The organism is Streptomyces sp. NPDC102437, assembly GCF_044765565.1.
Taxonomy (GTDB): domain Bacteria; phylum Actinomycetota; class Actinomycetes; order Streptomycetales; family Streptomycetaceae; genus Streptomyces.
The window spans coordinates 71,069-86,878 of the sequence record NZ_JBIWKI010000024.1 but is presented as its reverse complement, the minus strand read 5'-3'; the positions used below and the strand labels follow the sequence as shown (position 1 = coordinate 86,878).

The window sequence follows — 15,810 nt, the reverse complement described above, 5'->3', positions numbered from 1 at the left end:
CGGATCATGGGCGCCATGTCCGCCAACCCTGAGTCCGCTCTGCCGATCCGGCTCACCGTCGACGACAGCGATTCCCCGTCCGACGTGGTCGACGCCCTGTTCCTCGGCCGTTTCGCGACGGGCGAGCAGCCGTACTCGCACAGCTCCTCACTGGAACGCGTCAAGGCCGGGGCCACGTTGCTGCCCCCGGCCGCCAAGGTGCTGCGTGCCGCCCATGACGACGACCGCAGCGCCACGCTCGCCGAGGGCGACGGCTGGACGCTGCTCGTCTCGCGGTGGAGCCGCGGCGCCGACGTCACGGTCACCGCGACCAGCCCGGAGCTGGCGCGGCAGATCCTCGAACGGGCGACGGACGGCGCCGTGGACGAGCCGGAACCCCAGCCCGAGAACGTGACGATGGGCTTCTGGTACGTCTCCCCGCGCCGCGGCCCGTACCGCACCACCCGGCGGATCGCGGCCGGCACCTGGGACGAGGTCCGCGGCAACTACACGGCACCGGTGGCCGATGCCATGGACCGGCTGATGAAGGTCACGCCCGACGACATCGCGGGCCGGCTGCTCCTGCTGCACGGCCCGCCCGGCACCGGCAAGACGTCCGCGCTGCGCACGCTCGCGCGCTCGTGGCGGGACTGGTGCCAGGTCGACTGCGTGCTCGACCCGGAGCGGCTCTTCAACGACGTCGGCTATCTGATGGACATCGCGATCGGCGAGGACGAGGGCACGGCCAAGGGCCGGTGGCGGCTGCTGCTGCTGGAGGACTGCGACGAGCTGATCCGTGGCGAGGCCAAGCACACCGCGGGCCAGGCGCTGTCCCGGCTGCTGAACCTCACCGACGGGCTGCTCGGGCAGGGCCGCAACGTGCTGGTGGGCGTCACCACCAACGAGGACCTGGAGCGGCTCCATCCGGCCGTGGTCAGGCCCGGCCGATGCCTCGCCAGGATCGAGGTGGGGGCGCTGACACGCAAGGAGGCGGTGTCCTGGCTGGGCACGGAGGAAGGGCTCGGCCGCGAGGGCGCGACACTCGCCGAGCTGTACGCGCTGCGGCGCGGAAGCGCTCCCGCGTCGGTGCCGAAGCAGGACTCCGGGGCTGACGCGGGCCTGTACCTCTGAGCCCGCCGGCTCACTGTGTCCCGTACGCCGCCCGCACCGCGTCCCGCGCCAGGGACAGCGCCTCGGCCCGGGACAGGCCCAGCCGCCGCGCCTGCTCCGCGTACTCCCGCGCCGCGGCGGCCGCATGACGGTCCGCCGCGTCACCGGCGGCGGCGATGAACGTGCCGTTTCGGCCACGGGTCTCGATCACCCCGTCGGCCTCCAGTGCTCGGTACGCCTTCGCGACGGTGTTGGCGGCGAGGCCGAGTTCCTCGGCGAAGCCGCGTACGGTCGGCAGTCTGAAACCGACGGGCAGTGCGCCGGAGCGGGCCAGTTCGGAGATCTGCGTGCGCAGTTGCTCGTACGGGGCGGTACCGGCGTCCGGATCAAGAGCGATCTTCAGGGTCACGCCCCGATTCTCCCCCACGTCCGCCGCACCGCCGGAAATTCAGGGGCGGCCGGTGGCGGACCGCGCGTAACGTCCGGCCCATGACTGTCATCGTTCGCGACTTCCTCCCGGCCGACGCCGAAGGCTGGGTACGGGTCCGGCGCGCCGCTCTGCCCTACATGGTGACGACACCCGAATCCGTCGTCTTCGAGCTGGCCTCCGCCCACCCCGACAAGCGCTCCCGGCTGCTGGTCGCCGAGGCGGACGGGGAGCTCATCGGCACCGCGCAGGTCGGCATCGTGCACGACAGCCCCGAACCCGGCCAGGGGTTCTGCAACACGTACACGCGTCCGGACCGCACCGGGCGCGGGGCCGGTTCGCTGCTGGTGCGCACGGCCGAGGAGCATCTGGCCCAAGAGGGCGCGAGGGCCGTCTACACCTGGGTGCTCGACGCCCCGTCGAACCGGGCCTTCGCCGAGAAGCGCGGCTACGCGCCGAGCCGTCCGGCGCACTTCCTCCATCTCGATCTGGCAGGCGGACCGCTGCCGCCCCGTCAGGAGCTCCCGCCGGGCGTCGAGCTGCGTACCGCCGCGGACTTCGCGGACGACCCGCGCCCGCTCTTCGAGCTGGACGCCGAGACCACCGCCGACGAGCCGAGCGACACCCCGGCCCAGCTGTCCGACTACGAGGACTGGCTGAACAACATCTGGCGTGCCCCCGGGCTCGACCGCGAGCTCACCTCGGTCGCGGTGGTGGACGGGGAACCGGCGGCGTTCAGCGCCGCGCAGACCGACGGCCTGACCCGGTACATGTCCGGGATGACCGGCACCCGCCGGGCGTACCGCGGCCGGGGCCTGGCCAAGCTCGCCAAGAACGACTCGCTGCACCGGGCGCGCGCCGCCGGCTACACGGACGCGTACACCGGCAACGACGCGGACAACGGCCCGATGCTGGCGGTCAATCGATGGTTCGGCTACGAGATCTGTGCCACGGAGGTGCGCCATGTCCGCAAGCTCGGCTGAGTCCGCTCTGACGGTCGCCCTGGTGAAGGCCGGGCGGACCAAGATCCGCTACCCGGCGGACGTGGTCCACGACGACGGAGTACGGGTCACGGTGCGTGCGCCGTGGGCGGCGCCGGGGGTCCGCGACTTCGGCTTCGTGCGGTTCGAGCCCGGCGATGTCTTCACCGAGCACTACTGGCGCGACCGCTGGTTCGCCGTGAAGGAGGTCCGCAGCGGCACGGGCGGGCTCAAGGGCTGGTACTGCGACATCACCCGCCCCGCGGTGCTGCGGGACGGGGAACTGCTGGTCGAGGACCTGGACCTGGACCTGTGGGTGTCGGCGGACGGCTCGTCCGTACTGCGGCTGGACGAGGACGAGTTCGAGGAGAGCGGTCTCGCCGGACGCGATCCGGCGGCGGCCGACGCGGCGCTGCGGGCGCTGGACGAGCTGGAGCACCTGGCCCGCACGGAGGGTCTCGCGCCGTTGCTGGGCTGACGCCCGCAGCCGCCGTCCGTCCGCCGGGCTGCGATGTCGCGAGGAGCGGGGCGGAGCGGACTGCCCCGGTCCGCTCCGCCCGCGTCCGGTCCCGGCTCAGCCGCCCGCCGTCGGTCCGGGCAGCCTGGCCGCGGCGGCGTCGAGGAGCAGCTCCAGCGCGAACGGATAGCCGCTGAGCGTCATGTCGTCGGCCAGCAGCCTCACGGTGGCGGCGATATGGGGGTGCGTGTCCGCGTCCAGGCGGCCGTAGCGGTGCTGCCACACCTGGAGATCGGCCGCCTGCGCGGAGGCCGGCAGGGCGAGCGCGGCCGAGTCCAGGGCCGCGAAGGCGAGCGCCTGGTCCACGAAGGCGTGGTAGATCCGTACGGCTTCCCGGTCGGGGAAGCCCGCCGACCGGAGTATGCCGAGGACCGCCTCCACGGCCCGCGTCTCGTTGTTCCGCCCCGTCGTCCGGTGCGCCGCCAGCAGGGCGGCCTGCGGGTGTGCCTGGTACGAGGCATGGACGCGCAGGCCCAGTTCGCACAGGTCGCTGCGCCATTCACCGGTGGGCCGCCACCCCTGCTGGGCACGTCCGATGAGCTCGTCGGCGACCGCCAGCAGCAGATCGTCGGTGCTGTGGAAGTACCGGTAGAGCGCGCTGGGGTCGGCGCCCAGCGCGGCACCCAGCCGCCGGACCGTCAGAGCGTCCGCACCATGCTGGCCCACCAGCCTCAGAGCCGTCTCCACGATGACCTGTTCGGACAGCACCGTGCCCTGTTTCGTCGGCCTTCTGCGCCGCCGCCGCGACTCCGGCACCACACGCTCATTCATGGCGCGAGCTTATGACAACAGCATTGACGTGTTAAGGGGGCAACGGTTTCATGGCCTGCCATCCGGGTCATCCGGCCACCTGCCCCTGAACAGGGCGACGACCGTTGGTGGTATCAGTGAAGAACGCAAGCCCCACGCCGGCCGGCGGCGACCAGACCCCACAGGTCGCGATGCGCAAGTCCATAGGCGTCGTCGACGGCATGGTCCTCGCCGCGTCGAGCACTGCGGCCACCAGCAGTATCGGCATCGGGCTCGGCCTGATGGCGGCCGTCGTCGGCCTGCACCTGCCCGCGATCATGCTGCTGGCCTTCCTGCCCGTGCTCGGCATAGCCGGCGGATACGGCCGGCTCAACCGCGTCGAACCGAACGCGGGCAGCAGTTACCAGTGGGTCGGCCGCATATTCAGTCCCTGGCTGGGCTTCCTGACCGGCTGGGTCAACGTCGTGGGCACCATCGTGTTCATGGCCTACACCACCACGGTCACCGGCTCGGCGGTCATCCAGCTGCTGGGCCAGGCCACTGTCCACAGCGTCGGGGGCCTGACCCTCGATCCGGACTCCACCTTCCAGTCCACCCTGCTCGGCATGGCCGTCCTGGTCGCTGCCGCGCTGGTCGCAGTGCGCGGACTCGACCTCGCCGCGCGTCTGCAGAAGTACCTGCTGGTCTTCGAGTACGGCGTGCTGCTCGCGTTCTGCGGCTACGGCCTGTTCGCCGGTGACCAGCCCTTCTCGCTCCAGTGGTTCAACCCCTTCGACATCCCCTCGGCCGCCGCCCTCGCCCAGGGCATGGTGCTCGCGGTCTTCTGCTACTGGGGCTTCGAATCGGTCTTCAGTGTCGGCGAAGAGGTCAGCGACCCGCGGGACGCCTCCCGCGGCGGGTTCATCGCGCTGACCGTCATGCTGCTCCTCTTCCTGCTCGCCGGCACCGCCTTCCAGCGGGTCCTGCCGCTGGACGAACTGGCCGGCAACGGCGCGCAGGGACTCGCCTACTTCGGCACCAAGCTCGCCGAGCAGCCACTGGCCGCCCTGCCGCTCATCGCCCTCATGTTCTCCGCGGTGGCGTCGCTCCAGGCTTCCGTCATCCCCACCGCCCGAGGGCTGTACGCGATGGGCCGCGACGGCGTTCTCGGCCCCGTCTGGACGCGGCTGCACCCCAAACACCGGACCCCCGCCGCCGGCACCCTGCTGATCACCGCGATCGCCCTGGCCCTCGCCACGCTGGCCCTGGTCATCCCCACCGTCAACGATCTGATCTTCGCCTCCGTCAACGCGATCGGCATCGTCGTCGCCCTCTACTACGCCCTCACCGCCGCGGCCGCCGCGGTGCGCTTCCGTCACCTGCTGCGCACCTCACCGCTGGAGGCCCTGCGTGCCGTCGTCGGTCCGGTGCTGGGCGCGCTCGCGCTGCTCGCCACCGGCGGCTACCTCGCCTGGACCTTCTACCGCTCCACCGATCACTTCGAGGTCTCCGCCGACAACGGATGGTTCGCGCTGCTCGTCCCGTTCCTGATGATCGGCTCCGGACTGCTGGCCGCCGCGTGGGCCCGCTGGCGCCGTCGGTCGCCCTACTTCGTCGCCGCCCGCGTCCCCTCCGTCGCCGACGAGGCCGGTGCCGCCGTGTGACGCGCGCTGCCCGGCAGTACCCCTTCGGTTCCCTGCTGAGGGCCGGTGCCACGCCCGCGGCGGGCGGCGACCGGTCCGTGAGCAGCCCCGACCCGCTCGCCGGAATCCACGTCGCCGTCAACCGGATGCAGCCCGGGGCGACCGACGGCCGGGCTTCCTGTCCGAACAGCGGCTCGACCTCACCGCCGCCGCGTACACCGCCGGCTCGGCCCACGTCAACGGCACGGACGACGCCGCAACGCTGCGGCCGGGCCACCTGGCCGACCTGGTGGTCCTTGACCGGGACCTCTTCGCCGAGCCGGCCGAGGAGATCCACACCGCCCGGGTCCCGCAGACCCACGTGGGGGGATCGCGGGTGTACTCCGCCTCCTGACGGCCGCGCAGCGGCTTTTCCCGCGAGCGCCCCATGGGCGGCTCCCACACCTCTCCGCCTCATCGCAAAGGACCCTCGCGTGACCGACCTCACCGACCTCGCCCATCTGTCCGCCACCGAAGCCCTGCGCCGCTTCCGTGACCGCTCTCTCTCACCGGTCGAGCTGATGTCCGCGGTCATCGCGCGTGCGGAGGCCGTCGAGCCGAAGATCAACGCCCTGGCCGAGCAGACCTTCGAGGAGGCGCTCGCCGCCGCCCGCGAGGCCGAGGCCCGCTACGGAGGCAGGGGCGAGGCACCCCGCCCGCTGGAGGGCCTGGCCGTCGCGACGAAGGAGGAGCAGCCCATCGCGGGACGCCTCAGCACGGACGGCTCGCTGGCGTTCCGGGAGGAGGTCGCCGAGCAGACGCACCCGGTGATCGAGCGGGTCCAGGCCGCCGGCGGCATCGTGCACGCCCGGACCACGACCCCGGAGTTCAGCTGCGCGGGGTATACCCAGTCACGGCTGTGGGGCGTCACCCGGAACCCGTGGAACACGGAGTTCACTCCGGGCGGCTCCTCGGGCGGTGCGGGCGCCGCGCTCGCGGCGGGCGAGACGACACTCGCGACCGGCTCCGACATCGGCGGCTCGATCCGCATCCCCGCTTCGAACACGGGCACCGTCGGCTTCAAGCCGCCCTACGGGCGCGTGCCGTCGATGCCGCCCTTCAACCTCGACACGTACTGCCACGACGGCCCGATGGCGCGTACCGTCGCCGACTGCGCCTTGCTGGAGAACGTCATCGCGGGGCCCCATCCGCTGGACGCCGTCTCGCTGCGGCCCGGAGTCGTCCTGCCAGAGCGGTTCGAGAGCGTCGAGGGCCTGCGGGTGGCGCTCTCGGTCACCCTCGGGGACTGGCCGGTCGATCCCGAGGTCGAGGCCAACACCCGCGCGGTCGCGGAGGCGTTGCGCGCGGCCGGTGCCGTCGTCGAGGAGGTGGAGGTCCCCATCATGCGGGCGGACGTGATGCGGGCCGCAATGATCCATTTCGGCTCGATCTTCGGCCCGTACATCGCGTCGGTCGCCGCCGACCACGGTGAACTGCTCACCACTTACGCGCTCGACTTCGCCCGGCGGGCCGCCGAGGCCGTCCGCGAGCCCGGCAGTTTCCTCCGGGGCCTCGAGCTCGAAGCCGGGGTGCAGACGACGCTCGGTGTGCTGCTGGACCGCTACGACGTCCTGCTGTGCCCGACGACCGCCCTCCCGGCGCTCGCTGCGGACGACGACCACCTCTCGACCAAGGTCGTGATCAACGGCGTCGAACTGGACTTCTACCTGGAATCCGCGATGACCACGCCCTTCAACATAGCCAGCCGCTGCCCGGTGCTGAGCGTGCCGTCCGGCTTCGCCTCGAACGGCGTACCGACGGGCGTGCAGGTCGTCGGACGCACCTATGACGACAGCACGGTGTTCCGCGTCGCGCAGGCCATCGAGTCCGCCCGGCCCTGGAGCCGCATCCCGGTCCTCTGACGGGGCGTCGGCCGACCGGCGCCCGAACCGCCGCTCAGTCCCGGCGCCGTTCCCACACATCGGTGTACGGCGCCGGTTCCTCCGGTGCCGGGCGGGGCTGCCGGACTCCGGCGACCAGCTCCACCTCGTACCCGGCGGCGTCCTCCAGGTAGGCGGCGGTGTGCTCCTCGCCGCCCGCGTGCGGGTAGCGGTCCGCGAAGAGCGGCCGCCAGCCGTACTCCGGGGCCCTTTCCACCAGTGCGTCGAGGGTGGCCCGGTCGCGGACGTGGAACGCGAGGTGGTTGAGCCCGGGGCGGTGCCGGTCGTGCGGGCCCGGGGTCAGATCGGATGACTGCTCGACCACGACATAGCTGTCGCCGCGCCGCCAGCTGCGGCCGTGTTCCCAGCGCTGGTACGGGACATGACCCAGCTCGCCCAGGAGCCAGCCCCACCCCCGCTCGGCCACCGCCAGATCGGGCACCCACAGCTCGATGTGGTGCACCCCGCCGGTGCCGGACCGGGCGGCGGGCAGCGGAACGGCGCGGCGGACGCCGTCCGGCTCGTAAGCCACGGTGTCGCCGTCCTCGTGCCAGTGGATCAGGAAGCGCTCCCCCGACCGGTAACCCTCGATCCCGGCCCGGCAGTAGGCGACGGCATCGTCCGGGAGTGCGTCCAGCGGGAACCAGGCCAGCTCGGAGCACTTGTCCGGTTCGCGGTTGTACGGCGGGCGGTAGGGGTCGTGCTCCGCCTCGAAGAACCACCCCGTCCTGGGAGCGCCGCCGGGGCCCCGGTGCTGCATGACCAGGGCGACCCGCAGCTCGTCCGGGTCCAGTTCGACACCGATCTCCTCGGCCGCCTCGCGGATCATCGCCTCGCGGACGTCCTCGCCGTCCTCGACGTGTCCGGACGGGGCGTTGAACAGCCCGTCCGCGTATCCCGTGCCGGCCCGGCGGGCGAGCAGGACCTCGGGGCCCCGGCGGAGGATCAGGTGGACGTCGACGACCTCGGTGTGCCGGTGCGGCGGTTCGGCGCGGGCCACCAGGGCGTAGCGCTCGTCGTCGACCCGCTTGCCCCACAGGTCGGGATCGCCGGAGAGCCGCTCGTGGTGCACGCGTTCGGTGAACTCCGAGAGCAGGCCGGTCAATTGTCCGGCACAGAGGCCGACACCGTTCCGTACGCCCTCGATCAGGACCAGCCGGCCACCGGGCCGCAGCAGGGTGAACCAGTGGCGCAGGGCCGCCGCCGGGTCGGGCAGCAGCCACACCACATGCCTGACCATGATCACGTCGAACCGCTGATTGCCGACCGGTGGCCGGGCCGCGTCCCCGAGCAGGACCGCGGTCCCCGTCCCGGTCAGCTTGGCCCGGGCCTGCTCCACCATGCGCGGGGAGCGGTCGACGGCGGTGACCCGGTGGCCCTGCCCGGCAACGAGCAGCGCCAGGCTTCCGGTGCCGCACCCCAGGTCGAGGACCTCGGAGCGCCCGTCGGGCAGCCAGCTCTCCAACCGCTGCGCCCAGGCGTGCCGGACCACCGGGTCGAGCAGCCCGTGGTCGGGTTCCTCGTCGAAGGAGTCGGCTGCGGAGTCCCAGTCGATCGTCGTCATGAGTAGATCGTGCCAGTCGCCGCCGACAGCGGTACGGAGGATGCACCGACCGGGACCCGCACGGACTCCGCGGTACGAGGGGTCCGTGCGGCCCCCGCCCCCTCGTACCGCGGCTCGCGCCCCCGACCGCTACCCGACGGCCGAGGCGCAGGTGGTACGGGTGGCGTGCGCCGGGTCCAGGGCGTTCGCCACCTCGTGGTAGGCGACCCGGTCGACGGTGCCGATCGCCACGTGCTCGGAGAGGTCGACCGGGCACAGGTCCTGGAGCAGGACGTTGCGCACGTCCGCCCCGTCCAGGAACTGCGTGCGGTACGGGGTCACGACCTCGTCGTACCTGGTCGCGATGACGGTGTAGTGCACTCCGGGCACGGTGTCGGGGAGCGAGTTGAGCTTGGTGATGAACGGGGAGCCCGCCACCTGGTCGGCGAGGCCCGGGGTGTTGGCGTTCAGCAGGTCCTCGGCTCCCGGGAAGTACGGCAGCAGCTTCGTCAGACCGAGCAGGGTGGTGCCGTGGTTGTCGGGCGCGAGCCCGATCATGGCGTTCACCTTGGCGGCCCCGCCGAGGAACTTCAGGTAGTAGTTCGGCATCATGCCGCCCTGCGAGTGGCCCACCAGGTCGGCCTTGTCCGCGCCGGTGGCGGCGAGCACCGTGTCGACGAACGAGGAGAGCTGGCCGGCCGACTTGTCGACCGGGCCGAGTCCGTTGAAGAGCGGCACGCCGGGCAGCTGCCCGTAGTCGAGCGAGTAGACGCAGTAGCCCCGGTTGACCAGGTAGGGGGCGAGGACCAGCCAGTTGTCGATCGAGTTCCCGAAGGTTCCGTGGACCAGGACGACGGGGCGGGGATGGGCCGCGGACGGCTTGCAGGAATACTCGTTCCAGCCGCGGGAGGTGGCTGTGGCGGCGGTGGGGGTGGCCGCGGCGGCAGCGGCGGTGGGGGTGGCGGCTGCGGCGACGGCGAGGAGCAGTGCGGCAAGAGCTCTTCGCGCGCGTGGGGTGCGCGACGCACGTGTCCAGGGCAGCATCGTGTGATCTCCTTGCGGATCAAGGGAGTTGCGATGTCTTTACACCCTGCGGCCCGGACCACAGATCTGACTGCTGATTCATCCGTGTTTCCCGGGCCAAATTACGCGTCAGTAGGGCGGCCCGGGAAGTTACGCGTCGGTAAAAAGTGATGATCCATCAGTCGGACAGGCCCGAAGGAGTGATCAGGAAGCGAGCCGCCCCGGCATCACGGCCCGCGGGCCGAACCTGGCCCGCAGCCGGTCCGCCACCGCCTCGATCCGGCGGGCCCGCTCGTCCACCGGGTCGAACGACAGCTGGTGCGCGGCCCGCTCGCTCTCCATCAGCCCCTCCGCGCGCAGCGCGATCCCCCGCACCCGGGCCCGCTGCAGGGCGAACGAGTCATGGATCCGGTACGCGAGTGCGGTGAGCGCCGCGGAGTGGGCGGTGGGTTCCTGGAGCGTACGGCTGCGGGTCAGCGTCGAGTACCCGGTCCGGTCGGCGTAGCGCACGGAGACCGCGAGGCCGCGGCAGACCTGCCCCTCCCCGCGCATCCTGGCCCCCAGCTCCTCGGTGAGCGACATGAGTGCGCGGCGCTGCTGTTCCCGGTCCAGTTCGTCGCGGGGGAAGGACCGTTCGGCGGCGATCGACCGGGCCGCGGCGCCCGGCACGACCGCCGTGCGGTCGATGCCGCGCGCCCGCTCCCACAGTTCGCGTCCGGTCCGTACGCCGGTGATCCGCTGGAGGGTGCCGAGCGGGGCCGTCGCGATCCGGCCGACGGAGTCGAGCCCGTACTCGCACAGGGTGCGGGCCGTTGCCGCGCCGACGCCGTCCAGTGCCGCGGCCGGCCGGTCCGCGAGGAACTGCGCTCCCCCGCCCCCGGGCACCACGAAGGTCGTCCCGGGCGCGGCCCGCCGGGCCGCCGCCCTGGCCAGCATCGGGTTCTCCGCCGCCCCGACGGCGCAGTCCACGCCGTGCAGGGCGAGCGCGCGGATCCGGATCACCGAGGCCAGCCCCCGCACGTCCAGCCCGAAGTAGCGCAGCGCGCCGCGCACATCGGCGAGCGCCCCGTCGGGCGGGGCCGCCTCGACCACCGGGGTGAACGCGCCGAGCAGGGCGAGCAGCCCCTCGTAACCGGCGCTGTCCGGGAGGCCGCCGCCGACCTTGCGGAACCGCAGGTACAGGATGCCCGGGACCTCGGGTGCGGTGCTCATCCCGCGCTCCCCGGGCTCTGGTGGTACAGCTTCCTGCCGGTGGCGATGCCTTCGCCGGGCGGCTGGAGGTCGGACCAGGGGTTCATCTCGTATCCGGTGGGCAGCTGGATGCGGCGGCCGTCGCCGGCGGGACCGGCTTTCTCGGCCTCCTCGACCTGGGGTTCCTCCGCCAGCCGGTCCGCGACCGCGTCGAGTCCGCCGGTACGCCGCAGCTCGGCCAGTTCCGCCAGGTTCCAGGCGGCCGAGCCGACCACGCTCAGGCTCCGCGGTCCGCGTCGCTGCACCACTCCGCGTACCAGCAGCAGCCAGGAGTGGAAGAGGGTGTGCGCGCAGGCGGCGTGGCTGTCGTCGAAGAAGGCCAGGTCGACCAGGCCCGTGCCGTCGTCCAGGGTGGTGAAGACGACCCGGCGGCCGGAGCGGACCGGCGGGGTCTGGGTGGCCGCCTTGGCGCCCGCGACCAGCACGGTGTCCCCGTGCCGTGTCTCGCGCAGCCGGTTGGCGAGGACCACGCCGAGCTCCTTCAGGAAGACATGGTGATCGTCCATCAGGTGGCGGGAGACGTCCATGCTCAGGACGCCCAGCTCGGCGCTGAGCCGTTCCGTCTCGTCGAGGTCGGGCAGGCCGATGGAGCCGGTCCGGTGTCCGCCGTCGAGCGGCAGCTGCCCGCCCGGTCCGCCGCCGGAGCCCGTGCCACGCTGGGCGCGGTGCAGTTCGGACAGGTGCAGCAGCAGATCGCGCCGGTTGGCGCCGAACGCGTCCAACGCGCCCACCCGGGCCAGCCGTTCGGCGGCCGGCCTGCCCGGCCTGGCGCGCTGCCAGAAGTCGAGCAGCGAGGTGTAGGGCTGTCCGGCCTCGATCCGGGCGACCTCGGCCGCGCCGATGCCGTGGACGTCCGAGAGCGCGAGCCGCACCCCCCAGACGCCCTTTCCACCCGCACAGTCGGACACCAGTTCGATTCGATGGGTGGCCGCCGACCGGTTCACGTCCAGTCCCAGCACCGGCACCCCGCGCCGCCGCGCGTCCGCGAGCAGCAGCCGCTTCGGGTACATCCCGGGGTCATGGGTGAGCAGCCCGGCGTAGAAGGCGGCCGGGTGGTGCGCCTTGAGCCAGGCCGACTGGTACGTCGGCACGGCGAAGGCGACCGCGTGCGCCTTGCAGAAGCCGTAGCTGCCGAACGCCTCGATGATCTCCCAGGTCCGGGCGATCGCTTCGGCTCCGTACTTCCTCTCCGCCGCCCGCTGCGCGAACCACACCTTGATCCGGTCCTGCGATCCGGGGTCGGAGAGTCCGCGCCGCACCCGGTCGGCCTCGCCCCGGCCGCAGCCGGTCATGATGTCGACCATCTCGATGATCTGCTCGTGGAAGACGACCACTCCGTACGTCTCGCGCAGCGGTCCTTCCAGATCGGGGTGCGGGTAGCGCACGGGGGCCCGGCCGTGCCGGGCCTCGATGAACGGCCGCACCATGTCGGCGGCGACCGGCCCGGGGCGGAACAGCGAGATGTCGACCACCAGGTCGTGGAAGCCGGCCGGCTGGAGCCTGCCGACCAGGTCGCGCTGGCCCGGCGACTCGATCTGGAAGCAGCCCAGTGTCTCGGCGCTCCTGATCAACCGGTATGTCTCCGGGTCGTCCGGCTCCACCGCGTCCAGGTCCACGGTCTGCCCCGAGGCCCGCCCGATCTCCGCGACCGCGTGCGCCATCGCCGACTGCATCCGCACACCCAGCACATCGAGCTTGAGCAGCCCCAGCTCCTCCACGTCCTCCTTGTCGAACTGCACCATCGGAAAGCCGTCGCCGCTGGTGGGCACGGTGGGCACCCGGCGCAGCAGCGTGGCGTCCGACAGGAGCACCCCGCACGGGTGCATGGCGATGCCGCGCGGCAGTGCGTCCAGCGCCTCCACCAGCTCCCAGAGCCGTCCGTACCGGCCCTTCTCCCGTGCCACTTCGCGCAGTTCGGGCAGTTCCTCCATGGCCGCGCGGGCGTCGCGGGCCCGGATGTGCGGGAAGGCCTTGGCGAGCCGGTCGGTCTCGGCCGGGTCCATGGAGAGCGCGGCACCCACGTCACGGATGGCGTGGCGCACCCGGTAGGTCTCGGGCATGGCGACGGTCGCGACCCGTTCGGTGCCGAAGCGTCCGATGATCGCGCGGTAGACGTCGAGCCTGCGGGCGGACTCCACGTCGATGTCGATGTCGGGCAGCACGAAGCGGCGCCTGGACAGGAAGCGCTCCATCAGCAGCCCGTGCTCGACCGGGTCGGCGTGCGCGATCCCGAGGAGATGGTTGACCAGGGATCCCGCCCCGGAGCCCCGGGCGGCGACCCGTACCTTCATCTCCCGTACGTCGTCCACCACTTGAGCGACCGTCAGGAAGTAGGAGGCGAAGTTGTGGTGGGCGATGATGTCCAGCTCCTGGTGCATCCGCTCCCAGTAGTCGCGCCTTCGGTCGTATCCGCGCAGCACCATGCCGGCGGCGGCGCGGGAGGCCAGTACCCGCTGGGCGGTGCGCCGCCCGGCGCCGACGAGCTCCGGTTCGGGGAAGTGGACGGCGCCGAGACCGAGGTCGCCCTCGGGGTCGACGACGCAGGCGTCGGCGGTGCGCCGGGTCTCCGCGAGCAGCCGCGCCCCGGCGCCCTTGCCGAGGCCGGCGGCCGTGGCGATCCGTTCGGCGGTGTCCGCCATCGCGCGGGCGTCCTTCAGCCAGCGTTCCCCGCTGTCGAGCGGGGCCCGGCGGGGGTCGACGGGGACCAGCCGGCGGGCCGCGTCGAGCACATCGGCGACCGGGCCCTGCCCGGCGTCGGCGTACCGGACCGCGTTGGTCAGCACCGCCCGCACCCCCCGCTCGGCGGCGAGGCCGACGGTACGGGCGGCGAGCCGCAGCGAACCGGGGCCGGTGCCTTCCCGCCCGTGGTGGACGGCTTCGAGGCGCAGGTTGTCGCCGTAGATCTCGCGCCAGTCGGCGAGCAGCGCGGCGGCCCGGTCCGGGCGGCCGGCGGCCAGCGCCCTGCCGACGTCGGAGGCGGGGCCGAGCAGCACGGTGAGCCCTTCGGCGGGCAGCTCGGCCCGGCCGACCAGGGGCTGTCCGGCGCCGTCGGGCGCGGGGGCGTGGGCGGCGGTGACGAGGCGGCACAGCTCCGCCCAGCCCCGGGCGCCGTCCCGGGCGAGGAAGGTGACCCGGGGTGCGGATTCGTCGATGAAGGCGCCGCCGCGGACCGGGGTCCGCAGCCGCTGCGCGGGCCCGCCCGTTCTCGTATGCTCCGCCGTCGCGGATCCCACCGCGAGCTCCACCCCGAAGAGCGGCCGTATCCCGGCCTTCTCGCAGGCCCTGGCGAAGCGGACCGTGCCCGCGAGGGTGTCGCGGTCGGTCAGCGCCAGCGCGTCCATCCCCCGCTGGGCGGCGCGCTCCGCCAGCCGCTCCGGGTGCGATGCCCCGTACCGCAGGGAGAACCCGGAAACGGTATGCAGATGCGTGAACCCTGGCATCTGCACCTCCTGGACCGATCCGTACTCACCACCCCCTTGTCTCCACCATAGACCAAGTTTCGAACGTTCGTGCGATAGCAGGAATGCGGAACCTCCCTTGTCCCGTACCGGCGGCCCACGGGGGGTCCGATCAGCCATTCGGCCCTGCCCCGCCTGCACGAGCAACCGGCGCCCCGGAGCGTGGGGGCATGACTTTCGTCGACGAGGTGAAGAACGCCGTCACTCCACGGGCCGCACTGCTCGTCATCGGTGTGCTCGGACTGCAGTTGCTGTTCATCGCGTCCTACGTCGGGGCGCTGCACAAGCCGAAGCCGACGGACGTGCCCTTCGGCCTCGTCGCACCCCGGCAGATCTCCGCGCAGCTCCTCACCGAGCTGAAGAATCTCCCCGGCGGCCCCCTGGACCCCCGCACGCTCGCCGACGCGGCCACCGCCCGCGAGCAGATCCTCGACCGCAGGATCGACGGCGCCCTGATCGTCAGCCCCGAGGGCACGACCGACACCGTGCTGGTCGCCTCCGGCGGCGGCACCTCGCTGGCCACCACCCTGACGAAGATCATCACGGAGGTCGACCGGACCCAGCAGCGCACGGTACGGACCGTGGACCTGGCCCCCGCCTCCGACCAGGACTTCAACGGGATCTCGTCGTTCTACCTGGTCGTCGGCTGGTGCGTCGGCGGCTACCTCTGCGCCTCGATCCTGGCGATCAGCGCGGGCGCCAAACCCGCCAACCGACAGCGCGCGGTGATCCGGACCGGTGTCATGGCGCTGTACTCGATCGTGGGCGGGATCGGCGGCGCGGTCATCATCGGCCCGATCCTCGGCGCCCTGCCCGGAAGCTTCTGGGGCCTGTCGGGCCTGGGCGCGCTGACCGTCTTCGCGGTCGGCATGATCACCCTCGCCCTCCAGGCCGTCACCGGCATCGTCGGCATCGGTCTGGCCGTCCTGATCGTGGTGATCGCGGGCAACCCGAGCGCCGGCGGCGCCTACCCGCTGCCGATGCTCCCGGACTTCTGGCGGGCGATCGGCCCCGCGCTGCCGCCCGGGGCGGGCACCTGGGTGGCCCGCTCGATCGCCTACTTCAGGGGCAACGCGATCACCGGCTCCCTGCTGGTGCTGTCCGCGTGGGCGGCGGTGGGCACAGCCGTCACGCTCCTGGTCGCCGCGCGCCGCAGCCCGGAGGAACTCAGCGGCGAGCGGCCACCGTTCGGTTCGAATCCCGCCTGACCTTCGCACGCCGCGCCCGCCGA

Annotated in this window: 13 protein-coding genes; 7 read left to right on the top strand and 6 right to left on the bottom strand. The window is 72.6% G+C overall.

The genetic code is table 11. The features are described from left to right. The first annotated feature begins 15 nt into the window (after positions 1–15). The gene (locus ACIRJP_RS27590) at positions 16–1,110 is read left to right on the top strand and encodes a DUF5925 domain-containing protein (protein WP_404179470.1); all 1,095 of its coding nucleotides are present in this window, start codon (positions 16–18) and stop codon (positions 1,108–1,110) included. A gap of 10 nt (positions 1,111–1,120) precedes the next feature. Here the strand turns inward: ACIRJP_RS27590 and ACIRJP_RS27585 are convergent, their stop codons facing one another. Then, positions 1,121–1,498, bottom strand: coding sequence for a GntR family transcriptional regulator (locus ACIRJP_RS27585; protein WP_404179467.1), 378 nt, complete (start codon positions 1,496–1,498; stop codon positions 1,121–1,123). A gap of 80 nt (positions 1,499–1,578) precedes the next feature. On the opposite strand from ACIRJP_RS27585, the gene ACIRJP_RS27580 reads away from it, so the two are divergent. Beyond that, positions 1,579–2,499 carry a GNAT family N-acetyltransferase gene (locus ACIRJP_RS27580; protein ID WP_404179464.1) on the top strand — a complete coding sequence of 307 codons (921 nt, stop codon included), beginning with the start codon at positions 1,579–1,581 and terminating at the stop codon, positions 2,497–2,499. Next, the gene (locus ACIRJP_RS27575) at positions 2,480–2,974 is read left to right on the top strand and encodes a DUF402 domain-containing protein (protein ID WP_358940951.1); all 495 of its coding nucleotides are present in this window, start codon (positions 2,480–2,482) and stop codon (positions 2,972–2,974) included. The genes ACIRJP_RS27580 and ACIRJP_RS27575 overlap by 20 nt, the downstream gene beginning before the upstream one ends. A 96-nt stretch (positions 2,975–3,070) precedes the next feature. On the opposite strand, the gene ACIRJP_RS27570 is transcribed toward ACIRJP_RS27575, so the two are convergent. Next, complete coding sequence (locus ACIRJP_RS27570; protein ID WP_404179461.1) at positions 3,071–3,784, bottom strand: TetR/AcrR family transcriptional regulator; 714 nt, start codon at positions 3,782–3,784, stop codon at positions 3,071–3,073. 170 nt (positions 3,785–3,954) lie between these two features. Here ACIRJP_RS27570 and ACIRJP_RS27565 point away from each other — a divergent pair, with 170 nt between their 5' ends. The 3 genes from ACIRJP_RS27565 (at position 3,955) to ACIRJP_RS27555 (ending at position 7,286) form a co-directional block, all read left to right on the top strand. After that, positions 3,955–5,406 carry an APC family permease gene (locus ACIRJP_RS27565; RefSeq protein ID WP_404179555.1) on the top strand — a complete coding sequence of 484 codons (1,452 nt, stop codon included), beginning with the start codon at positions 3,955–3,957 and terminating at the stop codon, positions 5,404–5,406. Then, a complete protein-coding gene (locus ACIRJP_RS27560) occupies positions 5,393–5,779 on the top strand; it encodes an amidohydrolase family protein (RefSeq protein WP_404179458.1) in 387 nt (128 codons plus the stop codon). The genes ACIRJP_RS27565 and ACIRJP_RS27560 overlap by 14 nt, the downstream gene beginning before the upstream one ends. A gap of 79 nt (positions 5,780–5,858) precedes the next feature. Then, complete coding sequence (locus tag ACIRJP_RS27555) at positions 5,859–7,286, top strand: amidase (RefSeq protein WP_404179455.1); 1,428 nt, start codon at positions 5,859–5,861, stop codon at positions 7,284–7,286. Between the two features lie 34 nt (positions 7,287–7,320). On the opposite strand, the gene ACIRJP_RS27550 is transcribed toward ACIRJP_RS27555, so the two are convergent. The 4 genes from ACIRJP_RS27550 to ACIRJP_RS27535 all read right to left on the bottom strand — a co-directional run bounded on the left by ACIRJP_RS27550 (position 7,321) and on the right by ACIRJP_RS27535 (position 14,561). Further along, positions 7,321–8,868, bottom strand: a complete 1,548-nt coding sequence (locus tag ACIRJP_RS27550; protein ID WP_404179452.1) for a methyltransferase domain-containing protein — start codon at positions 8,866–8,868, stop codon at positions 7,321–7,323. A gap of 129 nt (positions 8,869–8,997) precedes the next feature. Next, positions 8,998–9,891, bottom strand: a complete 894-nt coding sequence (locus ACIRJP_RS27545; RefSeq protein ID WP_404179449.1) for an esterase/lipase family protein — start codon at positions 9,889–9,891, stop codon at positions 8,998–9,000. Positions 9,892–10,074: 183 nt separating this feature from the next. Continuing rightward, positions 10,075–11,082, bottom strand: a complete 1,008-nt coding sequence (locus ACIRJP_RS27540; RefSeq protein WP_404179446.1) for a DNA polymerase thumb domain-containing protein — start codon at positions 11,080–11,082, stop codon at positions 10,075–10,077. Beyond that, a complete protein-coding gene (locus tag ACIRJP_RS27535; protein ID WP_404179443.1) occupies positions 11,079–14,561 on the bottom strand; it encodes a DNA polymerase III subunit alpha in 3,483 nt (1,160 codons plus the stop codon). Before ACIRJP_RS27535 ends, ACIRJP_RS27540 begins: the two co-directional genes overlap by 4 nt. Before the next feature lie 188 nt (positions 14,562–14,749). On the opposite strand from ACIRJP_RS27535, the gene ACIRJP_RS27530 reads away from it, so the two are divergent. After that, entirely contained in the window at positions 14,750–15,787 is a 1,038-nt protein-coding gene (locus ACIRJP_RS27530; RefSeq protein ID WP_404179440.1) for a DUF3533 domain-containing protein, read from the top strand. Positions 15,788–15,810 lie beyond the last annotated feature (23 nt).

Coding starts and splice junctions, on each gene's coding strand:
- ACIRJP_RS27550 (WP_404179452.1), bottom strand. CDS start 8,868: ATGACGACGATCGACTGGGACTCCGCAGCCGACTCCTTCGACGAGGAA.
- ACIRJP_RS27580 (WP_404179464.1), top strand. CDS start 1,579: ATGACTGTCATCGTTCGCGACTTCCTCCCGGCCGACGCCGAAGGCTGG.
- ACIRJP_RS27575 (WP_358940951.1), top strand. CDS start 2,480: ATGTCCGCAAGCTCGGCTGAGTCCGCTCTGACGGTCGCCCTGGTGAAG.
- ACIRJP_RS27530 (WP_404179440.1), top strand. CDS start 14,750: ATGACTTTCGTCGACGAGGTGAAGAACGCCGTCACTCCACGGGCCGCA.
- ACIRJP_RS27540 (WP_404179446.1), bottom strand. CDS start 11,082: ATGAGCACCGCACCCGAGGTCCCGGGCATCCTGTACCTGCGGTTCCGC.
- ACIRJP_RS27535 (WP_404179443.1), bottom strand. CDS start 14,561: ATGCCAGGGTTCACGCATCTGCATACCGTTTCCGGGTTCTCCCTGCGG.
- ACIRJP_RS27590 (WP_404179470.1), top strand. CDS start 16: ATGTCCGCCAACCCTGAGTCCGCTCTGCCGATCCGGCTCACCGTCGAC.
- ACIRJP_RS27570 (WP_404179461.1), bottom strand. CDS start 3,784: ATGAATGAGCGTGTGGTGCCGGAGTCGCGGCGGCGGCGCAGAAGGCCG.
- ACIRJP_RS27545 (WP_404179449.1), bottom strand. CDS start 9,891: ATGCTGCCCTGGACACGTGCGTCGCGCACCCCACGCGCGCGAAGAGCT.
- ACIRJP_RS27565 (WP_404179555.1), top strand. CDS start 3,955: ATGCGCAAGTCCATAGGCGTCGTCGACGGCATGGTCCTCGCCGCGTCG.